Annotated in this window: 15 protein-coding genes; 10 read left to right on the forward strand and 5 right to left on the reverse strand. The window is 58.4% G+C overall.

The window, feature by feature from the left end:
• Positions 1-8 precede the first annotated feature (8 nt).
• Positions 9-851 (forward strand): alpha/beta fold hydrolase, encoded by an 843-nt coding sequence (locus tag PK28_RS13655; RefSeq protein ID WP_044514727.1) that lies wholly within the window; start codon positions 9-11, stop codon positions 849-851.
• Positions 852-1,015: 164 nt separating this feature from the next.
• Here the strand turns inward: PK28_RS13655 and PK28_RS13660 are convergent, their stop codons facing one another.
• Positions 1,016-1,510, reverse strand: a complete 495-nt coding sequence (locus PK28_RS13660; RefSeq protein ID WP_044517148.1) for an HNH endonuclease — start codon at positions 1,508-1,510, stop codon at positions 1,016-1,018.
• Between the two features lie 326 nt (positions 1,511-1,836).
• On the opposite strand from PK28_RS13660, the gene PK28_RS13665 reads away from it, so the two are divergent.
• Positions 1,837-2,256: a hypothetical protein gene (locus tag PK28_RS13665; RefSeq protein WP_044514729.1), complete on the forward strand. Its 420-nt coding sequence runs from the start codon at positions 1,837-1,839 to the stop codon at positions 2,254-2,256.
• 126 nt (positions 2,257-2,382) lie between these two features.
• Here the strand turns inward: PK28_RS13665 and PK28_RS13670 are convergent, their stop codons facing one another.
• From PK28_RS13670 to tsaD, 4 genes are all read right to left on the reverse strand, one after another.
• Positions 2,383-3,186: a C40 family peptidase gene (locus PK28_RS13670; protein WP_044514733.1), complete on the reverse strand. Its 804-nt coding sequence runs from the start codon at positions 3,184-3,186 to the stop codon at positions 2,383-2,385.
• Positions 3,187-3,345: 159 nt separating this feature from the next.
• Positions 3,346-3,819, reverse strand: a complete 474-nt coding sequence (gene smpB, locus PK28_RS13675; RefSeq protein WP_044514736.1) for an SsrA-binding protein SmpB — start codon at positions 3,817-3,819, stop codon at positions 3,346-3,348.
• Positions 3,820-3,909: 90 nt separating this feature from the next.
• Positions 3,910-4,314 carry a thioesterase family protein gene (locus PK28_RS13680; protein WP_044514738.1) on the reverse strand — a complete coding sequence of 135 codons (405 nt, stop codon included), beginning with the start codon at positions 4,312-4,314 and terminating at the stop codon, positions 3,910-3,912.
• A gap of 72 nt (positions 4,315-4,386) precedes the next feature.
• Positions 4,387-5,397: a tRNA (adenosine(37)-N6)-threonylcarbamoyltransferase complex transferase subunit TsaD gene (tsaD, locus tag PK28_RS13685; RefSeq protein ID WP_044514741.1), complete on the reverse strand. Its 1,011-nt coding sequence runs from the start codon at positions 5,395-5,397 to the stop codon at positions 4,387-4,389.
• 295 nt (positions 5,398-5,692) lie between these two features.
• On the opposite strand from tsaD, the gene PK28_RS13690 reads away from it, so the two are divergent.
• The 8 genes from PK28_RS13690 to PK28_RS13725 all read left to right on the forward strand — a co-directional run bounded on the left by PK28_RS13690 (position 5,693) and on the right by PK28_RS13725 (position 15,663).
• A complete protein-coding gene (locus PK28_RS13690; protein WP_044514743.1) occupies positions 5,693-10,261 on the forward strand; it encodes a translocation/assembly module TamB domain-containing protein in 4,569 nt (1,522 codons plus the stop codon).
• A 101-nt stretch (positions 10,262-10,362) separates the two neighbouring features.
• A complete protein-coding gene (locus tag PK28_RS13695; RefSeq protein WP_044514745.1) occupies positions 10,363-11,256 on the forward strand; it encodes a cell division protein FtsX in 894 nt (297 codons plus the stop codon).
• Between the two features lie 93 nt (positions 11,257-11,349).
• Complete coding sequence (locus tag PK28_RS19740) at positions 11,350-11,655, forward strand: DUF3098 domain-containing protein (protein ID WP_082017117.1); 306 nt, start codon at positions 11,350-11,352, stop codon at positions 11,653-11,655.
• On the forward strand, positions 11,656-12,447 hold the full coding sequence (locus PK28_RS13705) for an undecaprenyl-diphosphate phosphatase (protein ID WP_044514748.1): 792 nt from the start codon (positions 11,656-11,658) through the stop codon (positions 12,445-12,447). It abuts the gene before it with no gap.
• Complete coding sequence (gene truB / locus PK28_RS13710) at positions 12,444-13,301, forward strand: tRNA pseudouridine(55) synthase TruB (protein ID WP_044514750.1); 858 nt, start codon at positions 12,444-12,446, stop codon at positions 13,299-13,301. Before PK28_RS13705 ends, truB begins: the two co-directional genes overlap by 4 nt.
• Before the next feature lie 4 nt (positions 13,302-13,305).
• Positions 13,306-14,259, forward strand: a complete 954-nt coding sequence (locus tag PK28_RS13715; protein ID WP_044514752.1) for a bifunctional riboflavin kinase/FAD synthetase — start codon at positions 13,306-13,308, stop codon at positions 14,257-14,259.
• Positions 14,260-14,491: 232 nt separating this feature from the next.
• Entirely contained in the window at positions 14,492-15,187 is a 696-nt protein-coding gene (locus PK28_RS13720; RefSeq protein ID WP_044514754.1) for a CoA transferase subunit A, read from the forward strand.
• Between the two features lie 95 nt (positions 15,188-15,282).
• Entirely contained in the window at positions 15,283-15,663 is a 381-nt protein-coding gene (locus PK28_RS13725) for a four helix bundle protein (protein WP_044514755.1), read from the forward strand.
• Positions 15,664-15,669: the final 6 nt, after the last annotated feature.

Consider the following 15,669-nt stretch of genomic DNA (forward strand, 5'->3'; position numbering starts at 1 on the left):
TACCTGATATGAGCTACATCAAAGCCGGCCCCGACGCCAATGGCCACCCCGTAAAGCTGCACTATACCGACCTGGGCCAGGGCGCCCCCATCGTCCTGATTCATGGCTGGCCCCTGAACCACGAATCCTGGGAGTATCAGCTGAAAGAGCTGCCCAAGCACGGCGTGCGGGTTATTGCCTACACGCGCCGGGGCTTCGGCAACTCCGATAAGCCCTGGGACGGCTACGACTACGACACGCTGGCCGACGACCTGAAAGCCGTACTGGACGAGCTGAACCTGCAGAACGTAACGCTGGTGGGCTTTTCCATGGCCGGCGGCGAAGTGGCCCGCTACATGAGCCGGCACGGCGGCGCCCGCGTGAGTCGGGTGGCCTTTGTTTCGGCCGTAACACCTTTCCTGCTGAAAACCGCCGACAACCCGGATGGCGCCCCGGAATCAGCCTTTACCGGCATATTTGAAGGCCTGGAAAAAGACCGGCCCGATTTCATGCGGTCCTTCGCCAAGAAATTCTACGGTGTGGGCCTCATCAGTCACCCCGTGAGCGACGCTACCCTGGACTGGAACCAGTCTCTGGTGATGCTGGGCTCACCGCGCGCTACCGAAGCCTGCGCCCACTCCTTTGCCGAAACCGACTTCCGTCAGGACCTAAAGACTATTAAAGTACCAACCCTGGTTATCCACGGCGACCAGGATGAGACCGTACCGATTGAAGTAAGCGGCGCCCGCATGCAGGAGTTTGTGCCGCACGCTACCTATAAAGTGTACAAAGGAGCACCCCACGGCCTTTTCATCACGGAAAAGGACAAGCTGAATGAGGATATCATGGCTTTTGCGGCCGGCAAAGCGTAAGTGTCATTCCGAGCGAAAGCGAGGAATCTGAGTTTGATGACCAGCTTGCGGAAACAGCGTCTGTGGGCAGTCCGGCAACCTCTTCCTTCAGATTCCTCGCTGGCGCTCGGAATGACAATTTTCTACCAACGAAAAACGGCAGCGAGCTTTAGAGCTTGCTGCCGTTAGTGTAGATAGGCGTGCCAGTTTTCATCAATGGTACCGGCACTGAGCTTGAGGAAACCCGAAAGTGTGGGTTTTTTGGGCTGTTGCCTGATGGTGAGCCCGGCTTCATGGGGCGTTCGGTGGCCTTTGGCGTGGTTGCAGCGGGAGCAGGCCGTGAGCAGGTTGCCCCAGCTGGAGTCGCCGCCGCGGCTGCGGGGCAGCACGTGGTCCAGCGTCAGGTTTTTGGTGGAGCCGCAGTACTGGCACTCGAAATGGTCGCGCTTCATGATGTTGTGCCGGCTCAGGGCAATGCCTTTGTAGGGCACGCGCACATAGCGCTGCAGCCGGATGATGCTGGGCTTGGGGTAAGCCTCTGAAATAGTGCGCAGAAAACCACCCTCCGACTTGGCAATCATTTCGGCTTTGTCGAGGAAGAGCAGTACAAACGCTTTCTGCACGCTGCAGAGCGTTATGGCGGTGTAGTCGCCGTTTAGCACAAGCACTTTCTGGTCCATATACACGGTGGCAAGAATCATCTGAGGAGTAACGAAAGCTAGATGATTCTAAGCGCATTAACAATAGCTACCACGTTTAGTTCGAGGGAAAAACCGGCCTTGTAAGGGCAGTAGTATTCATTTCGTTGAGCGCGGAAAAGGCCCCGGGGTTGGCTCCGCCGCGTGCTGCCGCTTCCGCTGCGGGCAGGGCGGTTTCCGGGCGGCGGGTCCACGTCACAGTTTCTTGATGGAAGGGTAATATTAAGCTGCTCTTTCCTACGGCCGCGGCCTTCACCTTTGTGTCGGATATCCAAGTGAAAAAGAATCAGCCACCCTTACCGAAGTCTATGAAACCCTTCCTGTCAACCTCCCGCAAGCTGCTGCCGCTGCTGTCCCTGGCAGCCCTATGTCTGGCCGAACCTGTTTTTGCTCAACGCGCAGAAGAAACCAGCCCCCAGCCCGTGGGCATTGAGCGGGTAGATACCTTCCGCTACCTGGTGCGCATCAGCAACCCGGCCCTGCAGAAAGCCCGTCTGCAGCTGGTGCGGCTCTCCGACAGTGTGGTGCTGTATGAGGAAAACAGCGCCAAAGCTACGTTTGGCCAAAAGCTGAACGTACAAAGCCTGCCCGATGGACAATATGCCATTGTAGTGCGCGTGGGCCCGCAGCAGTACCGGTATACCCTGCAGCTGCAAACCGAAACCCACCGCACCACCGACCTAAGTACTGCCAGCGTAGTACTGCGCCCCACCAACAAACTTCGCTAACCGCCGCCCCGATATCCGCTACCTGTTTATCGTATTCGCTATAGCCATCCATCATTCGAATTGCTATCATAAAAAAACGCCCCTGCAGCAAGCGGGGGCGTTTTTTTGGTGGATTACGGAAGAGACTTAGTCGGCCAGCAGGCGCTTAATCAGGCGCAGCTTGTGGGAGTACTTCTGCCGGTCGCGGTTGAAGATGCCGTTATGGTCGAGCGGGTCGATGCGGACTTCGCCGTGGGCGTGGAGGATGGTCTGGTCGTCGAGGATCAGGCCTACGTGCACAATGTTGCCGTCGGCGTTATCGAAGAAGGCCAGGTCGCCGGGGCGGGACTGGGCCACGAAGTGCACCGTCTGGCCGTGGTCTATCTGCTGGCGGGCATCGCGCGGGAGCGGCACCCCAATCAGGCCGTAGAGCTGCTGCACCAGCCCGGAGCAGTCGAGCCCGAAGATGCTTTTGCCCCCCCACACGTAGGGCGCTTTCAGGTAGAGCTGGGCAATTTTGATGAGCAGGCGCAAGCGCTGGTCCTGAGGGCCTTGGGGGCCGTGGCCGTTCTGGGGGTTGGTAGCCGCGCCGTTGTAGAAGTACTGGTGCTGGCCCAGGCGCAGCGTCATGCCATCGAAAAACGGCAGTCGGCAGCCCAGCGTCACCGGAATGCGGCTTTTGCTCTCGCTTACTATCTGCACCACATCCAGGCTGCGGGGGTGGTCCTGCTGCTGCCAGGCAGTGAAATACTCGCTGGTGACGGGCGTGTGCTGTTTAAAATCAAGCCAGCCCACGTACTGGTCGGCGGCAATACGGATCTGGTGCCACTGGCCCTGCGTCTGCAGAATGGTATAGCATTCGCCAAACATCAACTCCGTTACCAGCTCGGCTTTATCGGTAGGCTCGGCGCGTACCGGCACGGCGCTCAACGCGCAGATTCCGTATTCCAAAAGGTGAAATTGTGAGGTGTGAAGTTGTGAATGGCTGGGTAGCAACGCGCATTCCCGTTAAGCAACCTCAGCAGTAAAGTAATACCTGAGCTTGTGCCTGTAAGCAATGCGGCAAATATCCGCTCTAAAACTCACAATTTCACAAACTCACTATTTCACTTAATAGTCCCGCAGGCGGTCCATTTCGCGCTTCTGGTCCTTGGCTTTCAGGTCTTCGCGCTTGTCGTAGAGCTTTTTGCCTTTGGCCAAGGCTATTTCCAGCTTGGCAAAGCCCCGATCGGTAACGAACAGGCGGATGGGAATAATGGTGAGGCCCTGCTCCTGACTTTTATCGGCCAGTTGGCGCAGCTCCCGCTTATTAAGCAGCAGCTTCCGCTCGCGCTTGGGCTCGTGGTTATTGTAAGTGCCCAGGGCGTACTGCGCAATGCTCAGATTGTGCACCCACAGGCTGCCATCGGAGTGAAAGGTGCAGAAACCGTCCTGCAGGTTCACGCTGCCGTCGCGGATGCTTTTAATTTCGGTGCCCTGCAGCATCATGCCCGCATCATACTTCACCAGAAACGCATATTCGTGGCTGGCACGGCGGTTCAGAATGCTGATGCGCTTGGGAGTATCGTCTTTTTGTTTTGCCATGAGGGGTTTGCCGCCGGTGGGCGGGTAATGCAGACTTCGCAGATTGGCCCGGTAAGGTTGCGCGGCCCGCAGAAAGAACGGGAGAAACCGCTAATCCGCCGACTCGCGCAACAACGCAAAGCGGGCGGCCAGCCGGGCACCGTCTACAATGCGCTGGCCGGTGCGGCCGGTAGCCACCAGCCGCTCGCCTACGCGGGCTTCTACGTGGCAGGTCAGCTCCTGGCCTTCCAGATGCTCAAAAGTAGCCTGAAATTCCACGGTTTCGCCTTCAAAAGCCGGCGCGTGGTGCTTTATGTGGAGCATGGTGCCAATTCCTTCCTCGCCTTCTTCCAGCATTTCTTCCACAAACTGCCGGCTGCTCCACTCCAGGGCCTGCCCCAGCGCAAACGTGCTGAGCACGGCATGAATCAGCTTGCCATCCAGCATGGCAAAATCCGAAGGCTTTACCTGGATGGAATACGTGCGGACGTCGCCGGGGAGAAAGGGGTTTTTCATTTCAGTTGCCAGTTGCGAGTTGTCAGTTTTATAAGTGTCTGTTGAACGAACTGTCAACCGACAACTGGCAACTCAGGAGAGTTTCAACCGTGGGTCGGGGCTGGTGAGTTGGGTGGTGAAGTCGCCGGCCAGATACTGGAAATGGGCCGTCATGGCCACCATGCCGGCATTATCGGTGCAGTACTGAAATTCCGGGATAAACACTTCCCAGCCCTGCGCCAGGGCTTCCTGCTGCAGGGCTTCGCGCAGGCCGGAGTTGGCCGCCACGCCCCCGGCCAGGGCAATGTGTGTCAGGCCCTGGTCGTGGGCGGCGCGGCGCAGCTGGCGCAGCAGGGTTTGGATAATGGTGTGCTGAATGCTGGCACAGAGGTCAGCCTGGTTTTCCTGGATGAAGGCAGGATTTTGGGCAGTTTCCTTTTTCAGGAAGTACATCACCGCCGTTTTCAAGCCGCTGAAGCTGAAATCGTAGCCAGGCATGGCACCTACCGGGAAGGGGAAGCGCGTGGGGTTACCCTGCCGCGCCAGCTTATCCAGGTGGGGGCCGCCGGGATAAGGCAACCCCAACAGCTTGGCCGTTTTATCGAAGGCCTCGCCGGCGGCATCATCAATCGTCTGGCCGATGACCTGCATTTCCTGGGGGCTGCGCACCACTACTAACTGGGTGTGGCCGCCGCTTACCGTGAGGCACAGAAAGGGAAACGCAGGCCGGGGCTCCTGAATAAAGTGCGCCAGAATGTGAGCCCGCATGTGGTTCACGGCAATCAGCGGCTTATCAAGCCCCAGTGCCAGGCTTTTGGCAAACATGCTGCCGACCAGCAGGGAGCCCAGCAGGCCAGGCCCTTGAGTAAAGGCCACGGCATCCAGCTGGGTTTTGTGGATGCCGGCGCGCTGCAGTGCGGCTTCCACTACCGGAATAATATGCTGCTGGTGGGCGCGGGAAGCCAGCTCGGGCACTACGCCGCCATATTGCTCGTGCACTTGCTGGGTGGCTACCACGTTGGAGCGGATTTCGCCGCCCACCATCACGGCAGCCGAGGTATCGTCGCAGGACGATTCAATAGCCAGGATTACGGGTGCATTCATGTTTTTTCAGTTGCCGGTTGCCCGGGGCCGGTGGCCAGCGCACGGCTTCAGAAATTAATCCTGATCAGCCTGGCAACTGGAAACACGCTACGGGCAACTCAATATGTTCCCTGCAAAGGTCGTTGTAAAAGCAGTATGCGCCTAACTGGCCTTGGTCAGGCAGGCTTCTTGTTTAACCTCAACAGCCCCGCGTACGTTTGGGGGCTGTGCCCGAAATACCTCATTGTAGGCAACGGTTGGGCCGAACCCTGTATCTTCGCTACTCCGCCACCCTCCCACTGCGTTTCTTCCACCTGTGCCACGCTTCGTTGCCATCCTGCTCAAAACCCTGCTGGCACTGGTTGTGCTGCTGGCCGTGGTATTGGGTGGCACCCTAGTAGCCCTGCGGTTGCCGGGCGTGCAAACCCACCTGGCGCAGAAGGCGGCCACCATGCTTACCAAGCGCCTGGGCCATAAAGTAATGGTGGGCCGCGTAGATATCCGACCGTTTTCCCGGGTATTATTAGAAGAAGTGCGGGTGCTGGACCGCCGCGGCAATGAGCTGTTCAACATTGGCCGGGCCGATGCCGACATCAAGCTGTTTTCGGTGTTCGACCCCACCCATCTGCACGTGGGCAAGCTCACGCTGGAGGAGCCGCGCTTCGCCATGATTACCTACGCCAACCAGCCCGACAGCACCAACCTTTCGGAGTTTCTGGCCGCCGTGAAGCGCCTCATTGGCCCTACCGATACCACCAAAGTTTCCAAGCCCTTCGATTTTAAGATTGATGCCATTGGCTTGCGCAACGGCCGCTTTGTGCTGGACCGCCGCAACGTGGCCCGCGAGCCGTACTACGGCCGCACCATGGACTACGCCCACCTGCGCATCGACAGCATTTACGGCGACTTCAACGCCATTAAGCTGCGCGGTGATACTATAATGAGTGAGGTACGGGATTTGAAGGCCGTGGATACGCCCTCCCGCACCCGGCTGCAGAAGCTGAGCACCGACATGGTTTTCGCCCCCACATTCTGGGAGTTCGATAAAACCGACCTGCGCATAGGCCGCAGCCATTTGCAGCACTACGTCCGCTTCGACTACAAGCACTTCCTCAACTTCACTGACTTCAACGACTCGGTGCGCGTCACGGCCCGCCTCTCCCCCACGCGCATCTACTCCGACGATATTGCCAAGTTTGCGCCCCAACCCGAAATCCGCGACCTGCACGAAACCGTGCTGCTCTCGGGAGAGGCCAAGGGCTACGTGCACGATTTCCACACCAAAAACCTGGACGTGCGCTACGGCAAAAACACGCATGTGCTGGGTGATATTGGCGTGGAAGGCCTGCCCAACCTGAAGGAGAGCTTCGTGGATATGCGCCTGAAGCCTTCGGTTATCGATGGGCGCGATATTCGCCGCTACATTCCGGACTCCGGCTGGCCGTATGTGCAGCGCCTGGGCACGGTGAAGCTCAAGGGCGAGTTCCAGGGCTTCTACAACGACTTTGTGGCCAACGGCGCTTTCCAGACCGCACTGGGCAACGTGGTGTCCGACGTCAACCTCAAGTTCAAGACCGACCCGCGCTACTCCAGCTACGAGGGCAACGTGAAAACCACGGGCTTCCAGCTGGGTAAGCTGCTGGGCGACGAAAGCACCGTGCGCGACATCACCATGAATGGCCGCGTGGAAGGCGTGGGCTTTACGCCGGAAGGCGCCCGCCTCACGGCCAAGGCCACCGTGCAAAGCATCTGGCTGCAGGGCTACCGCTACCGCAACATCGTCACCAACGGCCAGTTCCGGAAGCAGGCCTTTCAAGGCAAGCTTTCCATTGATGACCCCAACCTGCGCGCCACCGCCGACGGCAGCATCGACCTGAACAAGGCCCGGCAGGCCTTTGACCTGCGAGCCAAGGTGCAGCGCGCCAACCTGCGCGCCATTGGCCTCACCAAGCAGAACTTTACACTCTCTACCACCGCCGATGTCCGCTTTCAGGGCCTGAAGCTGGACAACCTACTGGGTACTATTGTGCTGCGTGATTCGCGCCTGGGCTACAATGGCCGCGTGGTAGCTATTGATACGTTTGACGTTTTCTCCCGCCGCGACCCGGACGGGCAGCGCCGCCTGGCCATCCGCTCGGAACTGGCCGACCTCACGGCAGTGGGCAACTTCGACTTCACCCGCGTGCTGCGCGATGTGAACGTGCTGCTGGAAGAATATCGCCTCAACTTTGAGAGTGACGAAGCTGCCACGGCCGCCTACTACCGCCGCAAGCGCCGCCAGCCTACCCCCGATTATGCCATTCAGCTGAACCTGTATCTGAAGCACCCTAACCCGGCGCTGAAGGTATTTGTACCCGGCCTCACCCTCTCCGACTACTCCCGGGTTGACGGCTCCTTCCGTAACGGCAACACCTCCATTTTCTCGCTGGGCGGGCACTTTGATGCGCTGCAGTACGACAGCGTGCGGACGAAGAACACGGAATTCGACTTTACTACCTCCAAGCTGCCCTACCAGCCGGAAGTGCTGGCGCAGGCCAACATCACCTCCGAAAGTCAGCACCTGCCGGCTCTGGGCGCTACGGAGAATTTTTACGTGGAAGGCGTGTGGGACCAGGAGAAAATTAACTTCTCTACCTCCCTGGCGCAGACCAATTCCACCAACCGTGCCCAGATTAACGGGGCCCTGTCCTTCCTGCCCGATGCCGTGCGCATTGTGTTCCGGCAGTCGGGCGTGAATTTGCTGGGGCGGGACTGGAGCATTGCGGCCGAAAACTCGGTGGTGATTTCCGGGGGTGGCAAGGAAATCGATATTCAGAACCTGAACCTGGCCAACGGCGAGCAAAGCGTAAACGCCCAAGGCCAGATTTCGCGCGACCCCACCAAGCTGCTGCGCCTGGCCGTGCAGAACTTTGAGCTGGGCACGCTAAACTCCATCACCAAGCAAAACATTACGGGCCGCGTGAATGCCGTGGGCGATATGCGCGCCGTGTACGGCAACCTGGTAGCCAATGCCCGCCTGGATGTTGATTCGCTGGTATTTGACAACGTGCTGATTGGGGACGTAGCCGGCGTGGCCGACTGGGACAACCCCTCCCAGCTACTACGCCTGAACGCCAATGTGCTGCGCGACGGCGCCCGCCTGGTAGCCCTGGCCGGCACCTACAAGCCCAGCGAGGAAATCAATCAGTTGAACGTGACGGCCGTGCTCGATAAGGCCCCCGTGAAGCTGGCTGAGCCGCTGCTCAATACCTTGTTCAGCAACATGGGCGGCACTGCCGATGGCACCCTGCGCCTGACCGGACGCCTGGCGGCACCCAATCTGGTGGGCTCTCTGGATGTAACGGATGGCCAGCTCACCTTCGATTACCTGGGCACTACTTACACCTTCTCCGACCGGATTCGGTTTGCCGAGGACCGGATAGCCTTCCGCAACATTCGGCTGCGCGACCCGCTGGGCAACTCCGGCACGCTGAACGGCAACATCTTTCACCGGGGCTTCCAGGATATGTCGTTGGCTTTGCACGCCACCTTCCGCAAGCTGCAGGTGTTGAACACTACCCGCAAGGACAACGACCTGTACTTCGGCACCGCCTACGCTACCGGTGAAGCCCACATAACCGGCCCCACCGACGACCTGGTGGTGAACGTGACGGCCCGCAGCGAAGACGGCACCCGCTTCTCCCTGCCCCTGGACAACGCGGCCAAGGCCGAAAAAGCCAACTACATCAAGTTTGTAAACCGCAACCTGCCCGATACGGCTACCGTGCAGGTGCCAGTAGCTACCACCGGCCAGGTAGACTTATCGGGGCTGCGGCTGAATTTCAACCTCGATATTACTCCAGACGCTTACATCGAAATTCTGCTGGATGAAAGCACCGGCGACGTAATTCGGGGCACGGCTGCCGGGCAGCTGCGCCTGAATATTGATACCCGGGGCGAGTTCAACATGTTTGGGCAGGTGGAGATTGTGCGCGGCCTCTACAACTTTACCCTGCAGGGGCTGGTGAACAAGGAGTTTCAGGTGCGGCCGGGCGGCACCATCAGCTGGAACGGCAACCCCCTTGACGGGCAGCTGAACGTGACGGGCACCTACACCCAACGCACTTCCATTCAGCCCATTGTGGCCAATAGCAACGCCACCGTGCCCGTTACGGCCGTGATGAACCTGACCGGCCCGCTGCTGCTGCCCGTGATTCAGCTGAACCTGGAATTCAATGATATTCCTTCCACGGCGGAAGGCGAAATCAACTCCTTTATTGCCTCCCTGCGCAACGATGAGCAGGAGCTGAACCGGCAGGTGTTTAGTCTGATTGTATTCCGGCAGCTGGCCTCGCCGGGGTCATTGGCTTCGGTTACCAAGTTTTCGGGGCAGGATAATGCGTTTGGCAACAGCCTGGGGCAGATTATTTCCACGCAGCTGGGTTTGCTCACCGCGCAGATTGACCCTAACCTGGAAATTGCCTTCAACATTAATGGCGTAACGCCGGAGGAGCTGCAGGCCCTGCAGGTGCGCCTGAGCTACAACCTGATGGGTGGCCGCCTGCGCGTAACGCGGGAAGGCGGCTTCAGTAATTCCACCACTTCTACGCAAACCGGCCTCACTACCCAGTCGTCTCTGCTGGGTGATTTGAGCGTGGAATATTTCCTGCGCGAAGACGGGAAGCTGCGCGTGCGCCTGCGCTACGAAACCACCCCGCGCGACTTCAACCAGCTGAATACCTATGCCAACCAGTCGCGGGCCGGGATAAGCGTGCTGCACACGGAGCAGTTTAACTCCCTGCACGAGCTTTTTGCCCGCAAGCGCCTAAACCGCCGCGACGAAGCCCGCCGCAAGGCCCGCGAGCAGCTGAACATCGACGACGACCCCCGAACCGTTATTAATTGAGTTACCAGTTGTGAGTTGCCGGTTGCCAGAACTTGTTGAAACCAGGAAAAACTGACAACCGGCAACTCACAACTGGCAACTGAAAGCTACCTTTGCCCCCTATGCCTCCAGCCCGTCCTACCCGTAAAAAGAAGCTTGGCAACTATCCGCACGCCATGGTAGTGTTCAGCATTACGCTGGCGCTGCTGGTTATTGGGCTGTTTGGGTTGCTGCTGCTCCACGCGCACAAGCTCTCGGAGGTAGTAAAGGAAAACATTGAAATGCAGGTGTATCTGGAGCGCGACCTGCCCGAGGCCCAGCTGCTGCGCCTGCAGCAAACGTTTTCCAGCAAGCCATTTATAGCCTATCGCAATAACCAGCCGCAGGTGCGGTTTCTCTCCAAGGAAGAAGGGGCCCGCCAGTTTGTGGAGCAGACCGGCGAAGACTTTCAGCAGTTTCTGGGCGACAACCCCCTGCGCGACGCCTACATCCTGAAAATCAACCCCGAATACTCCGACACGCAGCATCTGCGCCAGGTGGAGCAGGAATTGAAAGCGGAAACCGGCGTATTTGAGGTGCAGTACGTGCAAAGCCTGATTACCTCCATTAATGAGAATGTGCGCAAGCTTAGCCTGATTCTGCTGGGTTTTGCGGCCGTGCTAACCTTTGTGGTAGTCGTACTCATCAACAATACTATTAAGCTGGCCCTGTTCTCGCAGCGCTTCCTGATCCGGAGCATGCAGCTGGTGGGGGCTACTTCCTTCTTTATTCAGCGGCCCTTTTTGCGGCGGGCTACCTGGCAGGGCTTTGTGAGCGGGGTGCTGGCCGCGCTGCTGCTGCTGGTGCTCCTGCAATACGCCTACCTGGAAATAGACGAGCTGCGCTTGCTGCGCGATGAGCGCCTGCTGGTGGTGCTGCTACTGATTCTGGTAGCACTGGGCAGCTTTATTGGCTTTATCAGCTCCTACCGGGCCGTGCGCAAATACCTGGGCATGTCTTTGGATGAGCTGTATTAATCCTTGACCCGTTAGCTATTGGCTGTTAGCTGCTGGCTTTTCATCCTTTTGCAGGCTGCTGACCAATAACCAACTACAACTAACCAAAACACAATGGCTGCTACTAAATTCGCCTTTGGGCGGCGTAACTACCGATTGATGCTGCTGGGCGTGGCCCTGCTGGCCGCTGGCTTTATCACCATGACGCTGGACACGGCCGACTACGGTGAAGGCTTCCTGGGCATTACGCTGGGCCCGCTGCTGCTGGTAGCCGGTTTTGTGGTGGAGTTCTTCGCCATTATGGCTAAATCCGGCGACGAGCCGGTAGCCGAAACGACTACCACTACAGCCACTACTGTTGACCAATTTCAGCCGGTGCCGCCTACGGCGGCCCCGCGCCCTACTTACAAGCGTTCCTAAATGAATTATTGGCACGCGTTGCTCCTCGCCGTAGTAGAGGGGCTCACGGAATTTTTGCCCGTTTCCAGCACGGGGCACATGGTTATTGTAGCTAACCTGCTGGGAATTGGCCAATTACCTTACACTGAAACCTATATTACCGGCATCCAGCTGGGCGCCATACTTTCCGTAGTGGTGCTGTACTGGCGGCGGTTTCTGCAAAGCACTGGCTTTTATATGAAGCTGGCAGTAGCTTTTCTGCCGTTCGGCTTCCTAGGTTTCCTGCTGAAGGATGTGATTGAGCAGCTGCTGAAAAGCGTGGCAGTGGTAGCCTGGGCTCTGGTGCTGGGCGGCATTGTGCTCCTGTTCGTGGACCGCATGTTCAAGAACAAGAAGCCGCATTACGTTTCTATGCCCAAGTACAAGCAGGCTTTCCGCATTGGCTTGTACCAGTGCATTGCCCTGATTCCGGGCGTATCACGCTCCGCGGCTACCATTGTGGGTGGCCTGGCGCAGGGCTTCGACCGCCGCTCGGCGGCTGACTTCTCTTTCCTGCTGGCCGTGCCCACCATGGTGGTTATCACCGGCTATCAACTGCTGAAAGGCTATAAGTCTAACCCACTTTCCCTGGATGAGCTGAAGATGCTGCTGTTTGGCAATGCCGTGGCCTTTGCGGTGGCTATGCTGGCCGTGCGCTCTTTCGTAAATTTTCTTACCCGCTATGGTTTCCGTGCCTTCGGTTTCTACCGTATCCTGGTTGGGGCCATCATTCTGATTATGCTGGGCCTGGGCATTAACCTGCAGCTGATATGAGCACGCACCTTCCCGATTCCACCACGTCGGCCGCTACCGGTTTTGATTTTGAGGCCGGCGAAGTGCTGTTATTTGACAAAGCACTTACCTGGACCTCTTTTGATGTGGTGCGCAAAGTGAAGAACACGCTGCGCATCAAGAAAATCGGCCACGCCGGCACCCTGGACCCTTTAGCTACCGGCCTGCTCATTCTCTGCACCGGCAAAAAAACCAAGCAGATTGACCTCATTCAGGCTCAGGAAAAAGAATATACCGGCACCTTCCGCCTGGGCCAGACTACGCCCAGCTTCGACCTGGAAACACCCGTGGATGCTGAGTTGCCCTACGAACACCTCACGGAGGCCGAGCTACGCGCTGCCACCGCGCAGTTTGTGGGCCTGATTCAGCAGACCCCACCGCTGTTTTCGGCGGTGAAGGTGAACGGGGAACGCGCCTACGAAGTAGCCCGCCGCGGCGAAGAAGCCGAAATCAAGTCCAAGCAAATCGAAATCAAAGCCTTTGAGCTGACGCGCATTGCCCTGCCCGAGGTAGACTTTCGGGTGGTTTGCTCCAAAGGCACCTACATCCGCAGCCTGGCCCGCGACTTTGGAGCGGCCCTGGGCAGTGGCGCCCACCTCACCAAACTAGTGCGCACCCGCATTGGCGAGTACCGGCTGGAAGATGCCCTGAACATGGAGCAGCTGCAAGCCCTGGCCCCGCCCCGCCCCGCCGGCTCCGAAAATGCGCGCCCGCGCGCTGAGCGGGGTGGCCGCCCTCGCCCGCCCCGGGCCGGGCTGGAGTATTTTGCGGCCCAGCAGGCCGCTGCGGCCGGGTCGCCCGCCCCTGATCAGGATTCATCCGCCACCAACTCCTAAGCTTATGCTCGTCGTTCGGGACCCCGCGCAGTTTCCGTTTCTCGGCCAGGCCGTGGTTACCAGCGGTACGTTCGATGGCGTGCATCTGGGGCACCAGAAAATCCTGCAGCGGCTCCTGGAAGTAGCCCGGCAGAGTGGTGGCCCATCAGTGGTTATCACCTACTGGCCGCACCCGCGCCTAGTGCTGGCCCCACCCCTCTCCCATCCCCAGCCCCTGGATCTGCACCTGCTGAACACGCTGGAGGAACGCATTGAAAAGCTGCGGGAGTTTGGGGTTGACTACCTGCTGATTATCCCCTTCACCCGCGAATTTGCCGAGCTGACCTCAGAAGAATACATTCAGCAGATTCTGCTGAAGACAGTTGGCACCAAAAAGCTTGTCATCGGCTACGACCACCGCTTTGGCAAAAACCGCGAAGGCGGCTTTGAGTACCTCAGTCAGAATGCCAACCGCTACGGCATGGAAGTAGAGGAGATTCCGCGCGAAGACGTGGATGCTGTGGGCGTGAGCAGCACCCGCATCCGCAAAGCCCTGCAGGCCGGCGACGTGCAAACCGCCCACCGGCACCTGGGCTATTATTATCCCTTAACGGGTACCGTGGTGCGCGGCAAGCAGCTGGGCCGCACCATTGGCTGGCCTACCGCCAACATCTACACCCAGGAGCCACTGAAGCTGGTGCCAGCCCGGGGCGTGTATGCCGTTATGGCCACTACGGCCGCTGGCACGCACCACCCGGCCATGCTCAACATTGGCGTGCGCCCCACCGTGGGTGGCGATGTAACCCAGACCGTAGAAGCGCACCTGCTCGATTTCGACGGTGACCTGTACGACCAGCCCCTGACCGTGCAGTTTGTGGCCCGCCTGCGGGATGAGCAGAAGTTTGATGGTCTGGAAGCCCTGAAAGCACAGCTGGCCCTGGATGCCCAGGCCGCCCGCCAGCATTTGATAGGCGGCTAGTTGATTTAATAGCCCAAAGACGCTACCTAAAACACTTGTCATCCTGAGCTTGCGAAGGACCTTATCACCGCAGAGCGACTCGCGTAACAACGACTTGTTCTAACGTGACAAGGTCCTTCGCAAGCTCAGGATGACAGTGTTTTTATGGCCGGTTTTAGCACTCCGGGTTTCCTTCTGCTGGCTCATATCGCACTTCTACTTACCTTTCCGCTCCCAACCTTACCACCCATCCATGATCAATAAAGTTGTAGCCGATGCTCAGGCGGCCCTGCAGGGCATTGAGGACGGCATGACACTGATGCTCGGCGGCTTTGGCCTGTGCGGCATCCCCGAAAACTCCATTCAGGAACTGCTGCGCCGGGGCGTGCGCGAGCTGACCTGCATCAGCAACAATGCCGGCGTCGATGACTTTGGCATTGGCCTGCTGCTGCAAACCAAGCAGGTACGCAAGATGATTTCCAGCTACGTGGGCGAGAATGCCGAGTTTGAGCGCCAGCTGCTGTCTGGTGAGCTGGAAGTAGAACTGATTCCGCAGGGCACGCTGGCCGAGCGCATTCGCGCGGGCGGAGCCGGCATTCCGGCTTTCTTTACCCCGGCCGGCTACGGTACGGAGGTAGGCGAAGGCAAGGAAAGCCGCGAGTTCTACGGCAAGATGTATTTGCTGGAAACCTGGCTGAAGGCGGATTATGCCTTTGTGAAAGCCTGGAAGGGCGACACGGCCGGCAACCTTATCTACAAAGGCACGGCCCGCAACTTCAACCCCATGATGGCCACGGCCGGCAAAATTACGGTGGCCGAAGTGGAGGAGCTGGTACCAGCCGGCGAGCTGGACCCCAACCAGATTCATACGCCCGGCATTTTTGTGCAGCGCATTTTCGAAGGCAAGAACTACGAGAAGCGCATTGAGCAGAGAACTGTTAGGGCTTAGGAACTTAGGTTTTAGGGTTTAGGGGGCAATGCTCATGCTCCAGCATATTTCTAATTTCCAAAACCTAAGTTCCTAAAACCTAATCCCTATCCCACATGCTCGATTATCGCTCTTTGCAAATCTGGCAACGCAGCCACCAGTTGACGCTAGTGGTTTACGCCCAAACCAAAGAGTTTCCACGCGAGGAATTATTCGGTTTAGTTAGTCAAATGCGGCGCGCCGCTTCTTCCATTCCCACCAACATTGCGGAAGGCTGTGGCCGTGGTTCAGATGCGGAACTGGTTCGGTTTCTAACTATTGCGGCCGGTTCTGCCAGTGAGCTGGATTACCAGTTGCTGTTGGCCTCCGAACTGGGCTACCTGTTGCCGCCACATTGGCAATCTGCGGTAGATGAGCTAACGGCCATTCGCAAAATGCTGACTCAATTTATCCAAACCCTGAAAAAGCGCATCGGGACAGCAGTGCCTAAGCCCTAAGTCCCT

The sequence above is a fragment of the Hymenobacter sp. DG25B genome (assembly GCF_000801315.1).
Lineage (GTDB): Bacteria > Bacteroidota > Bacteroidia > Cytophagales > Hymenobacteraceae > Hymenobacter.

What these genes read in the sequence shown, in the direction of transcription:
- PK28_RS13705 (WP_044514748.1), top strand. Translation starts at nt 11,656, where the DNA reads ATGAATTATTGGCACGCGTTGCTCCTCGCCGTAGTAGAGGGGCTCACG.
- PK28_RS13715 (WP_044514752.1), top strand. Translation starts at nt 13,306, where the DNA reads ATGCTCGTCGTTCGGGACCCCGCGCAGTTTCCGTTTCTCGGCCAGGCC.
- PK28_RS13695 (WP_044514745.1), top strand. Translation starts at nt 10,363, where the DNA reads ATGCCTCCAGCCCGTCCTACCCGTAAAAAGAAGCTTGGCAACTATCCG.
- PK28_RS13665 (WP_044514729.1), top strand. Translation starts at nt 1,837, where the DNA reads ATGAAACCCTTCCTGTCAACCTCCCGCAAGCTGCTGCCGCTGCTGTCC.
- tsaD (WP_044514741.1), bottom strand. Translation starts at nt 5,397, where the DNA reads ATGAATGCACCCGTAATCCTGGCTATTGAATCGTCCTGCGACGATACC.
- smpB (WP_044514736.1), bottom strand. Translation starts at nt 3,819, where the DNA reads ATGGCAAAACAAAAAGACGATACTCCCAAGCGCATCAGCATTCTGAAC.
- PK28_RS19740 (WP_082017117.1), top strand. Translation starts at nt 11,350, where the DNA reads ATGGCTGCTACTAAATTCGCCTTTGGGCGGCGTAACTACCGATTGATG.
- PK28_RS13680 (WP_044514738.1), bottom strand. Translation starts at nt 4,314, where the DNA reads ATGAAAAACCCCTTTCTCCCCGGCGACGTCCGCACGTATTCCATCCAG.
- PK28_RS13655 (WP_044514727.1), top strand. Translation starts at nt 9, where the DNA reads ATGAGCTACATCAAAGCCGGCCCCGACGCCAATGGCCACCCCGTAAAG.
- PK28_RS13725 (WP_044514755.1), top strand. Translation starts at nt 15,283, where the DNA reads ATGCTCGATTATCGCTCTTTGCAAATCTGGCAACGCAGCCACCAGTTG.
- PK28_RS13660 (WP_044517148.1), bottom strand. Translation starts at nt 1,510, where the DNA reads ATGGACCAGAAAGTGCTTGTGCTAAACGGCGACTACACCGCCATAACG.
- PK28_RS13720 (WP_044514754.1), top strand. Translation starts at nt 14,492, where the DNA reads ATGATCAATAAAGTTGTAGCCGATGCTCAGGCGGCCCTGCAGGGCATT.
- truB (WP_044514750.1), top strand. Translation starts at nt 12,444, where the DNA reads ATGAGCACGCACCTTCCCGATTCCACCACGTCGGCCGCTACCGGTTTT.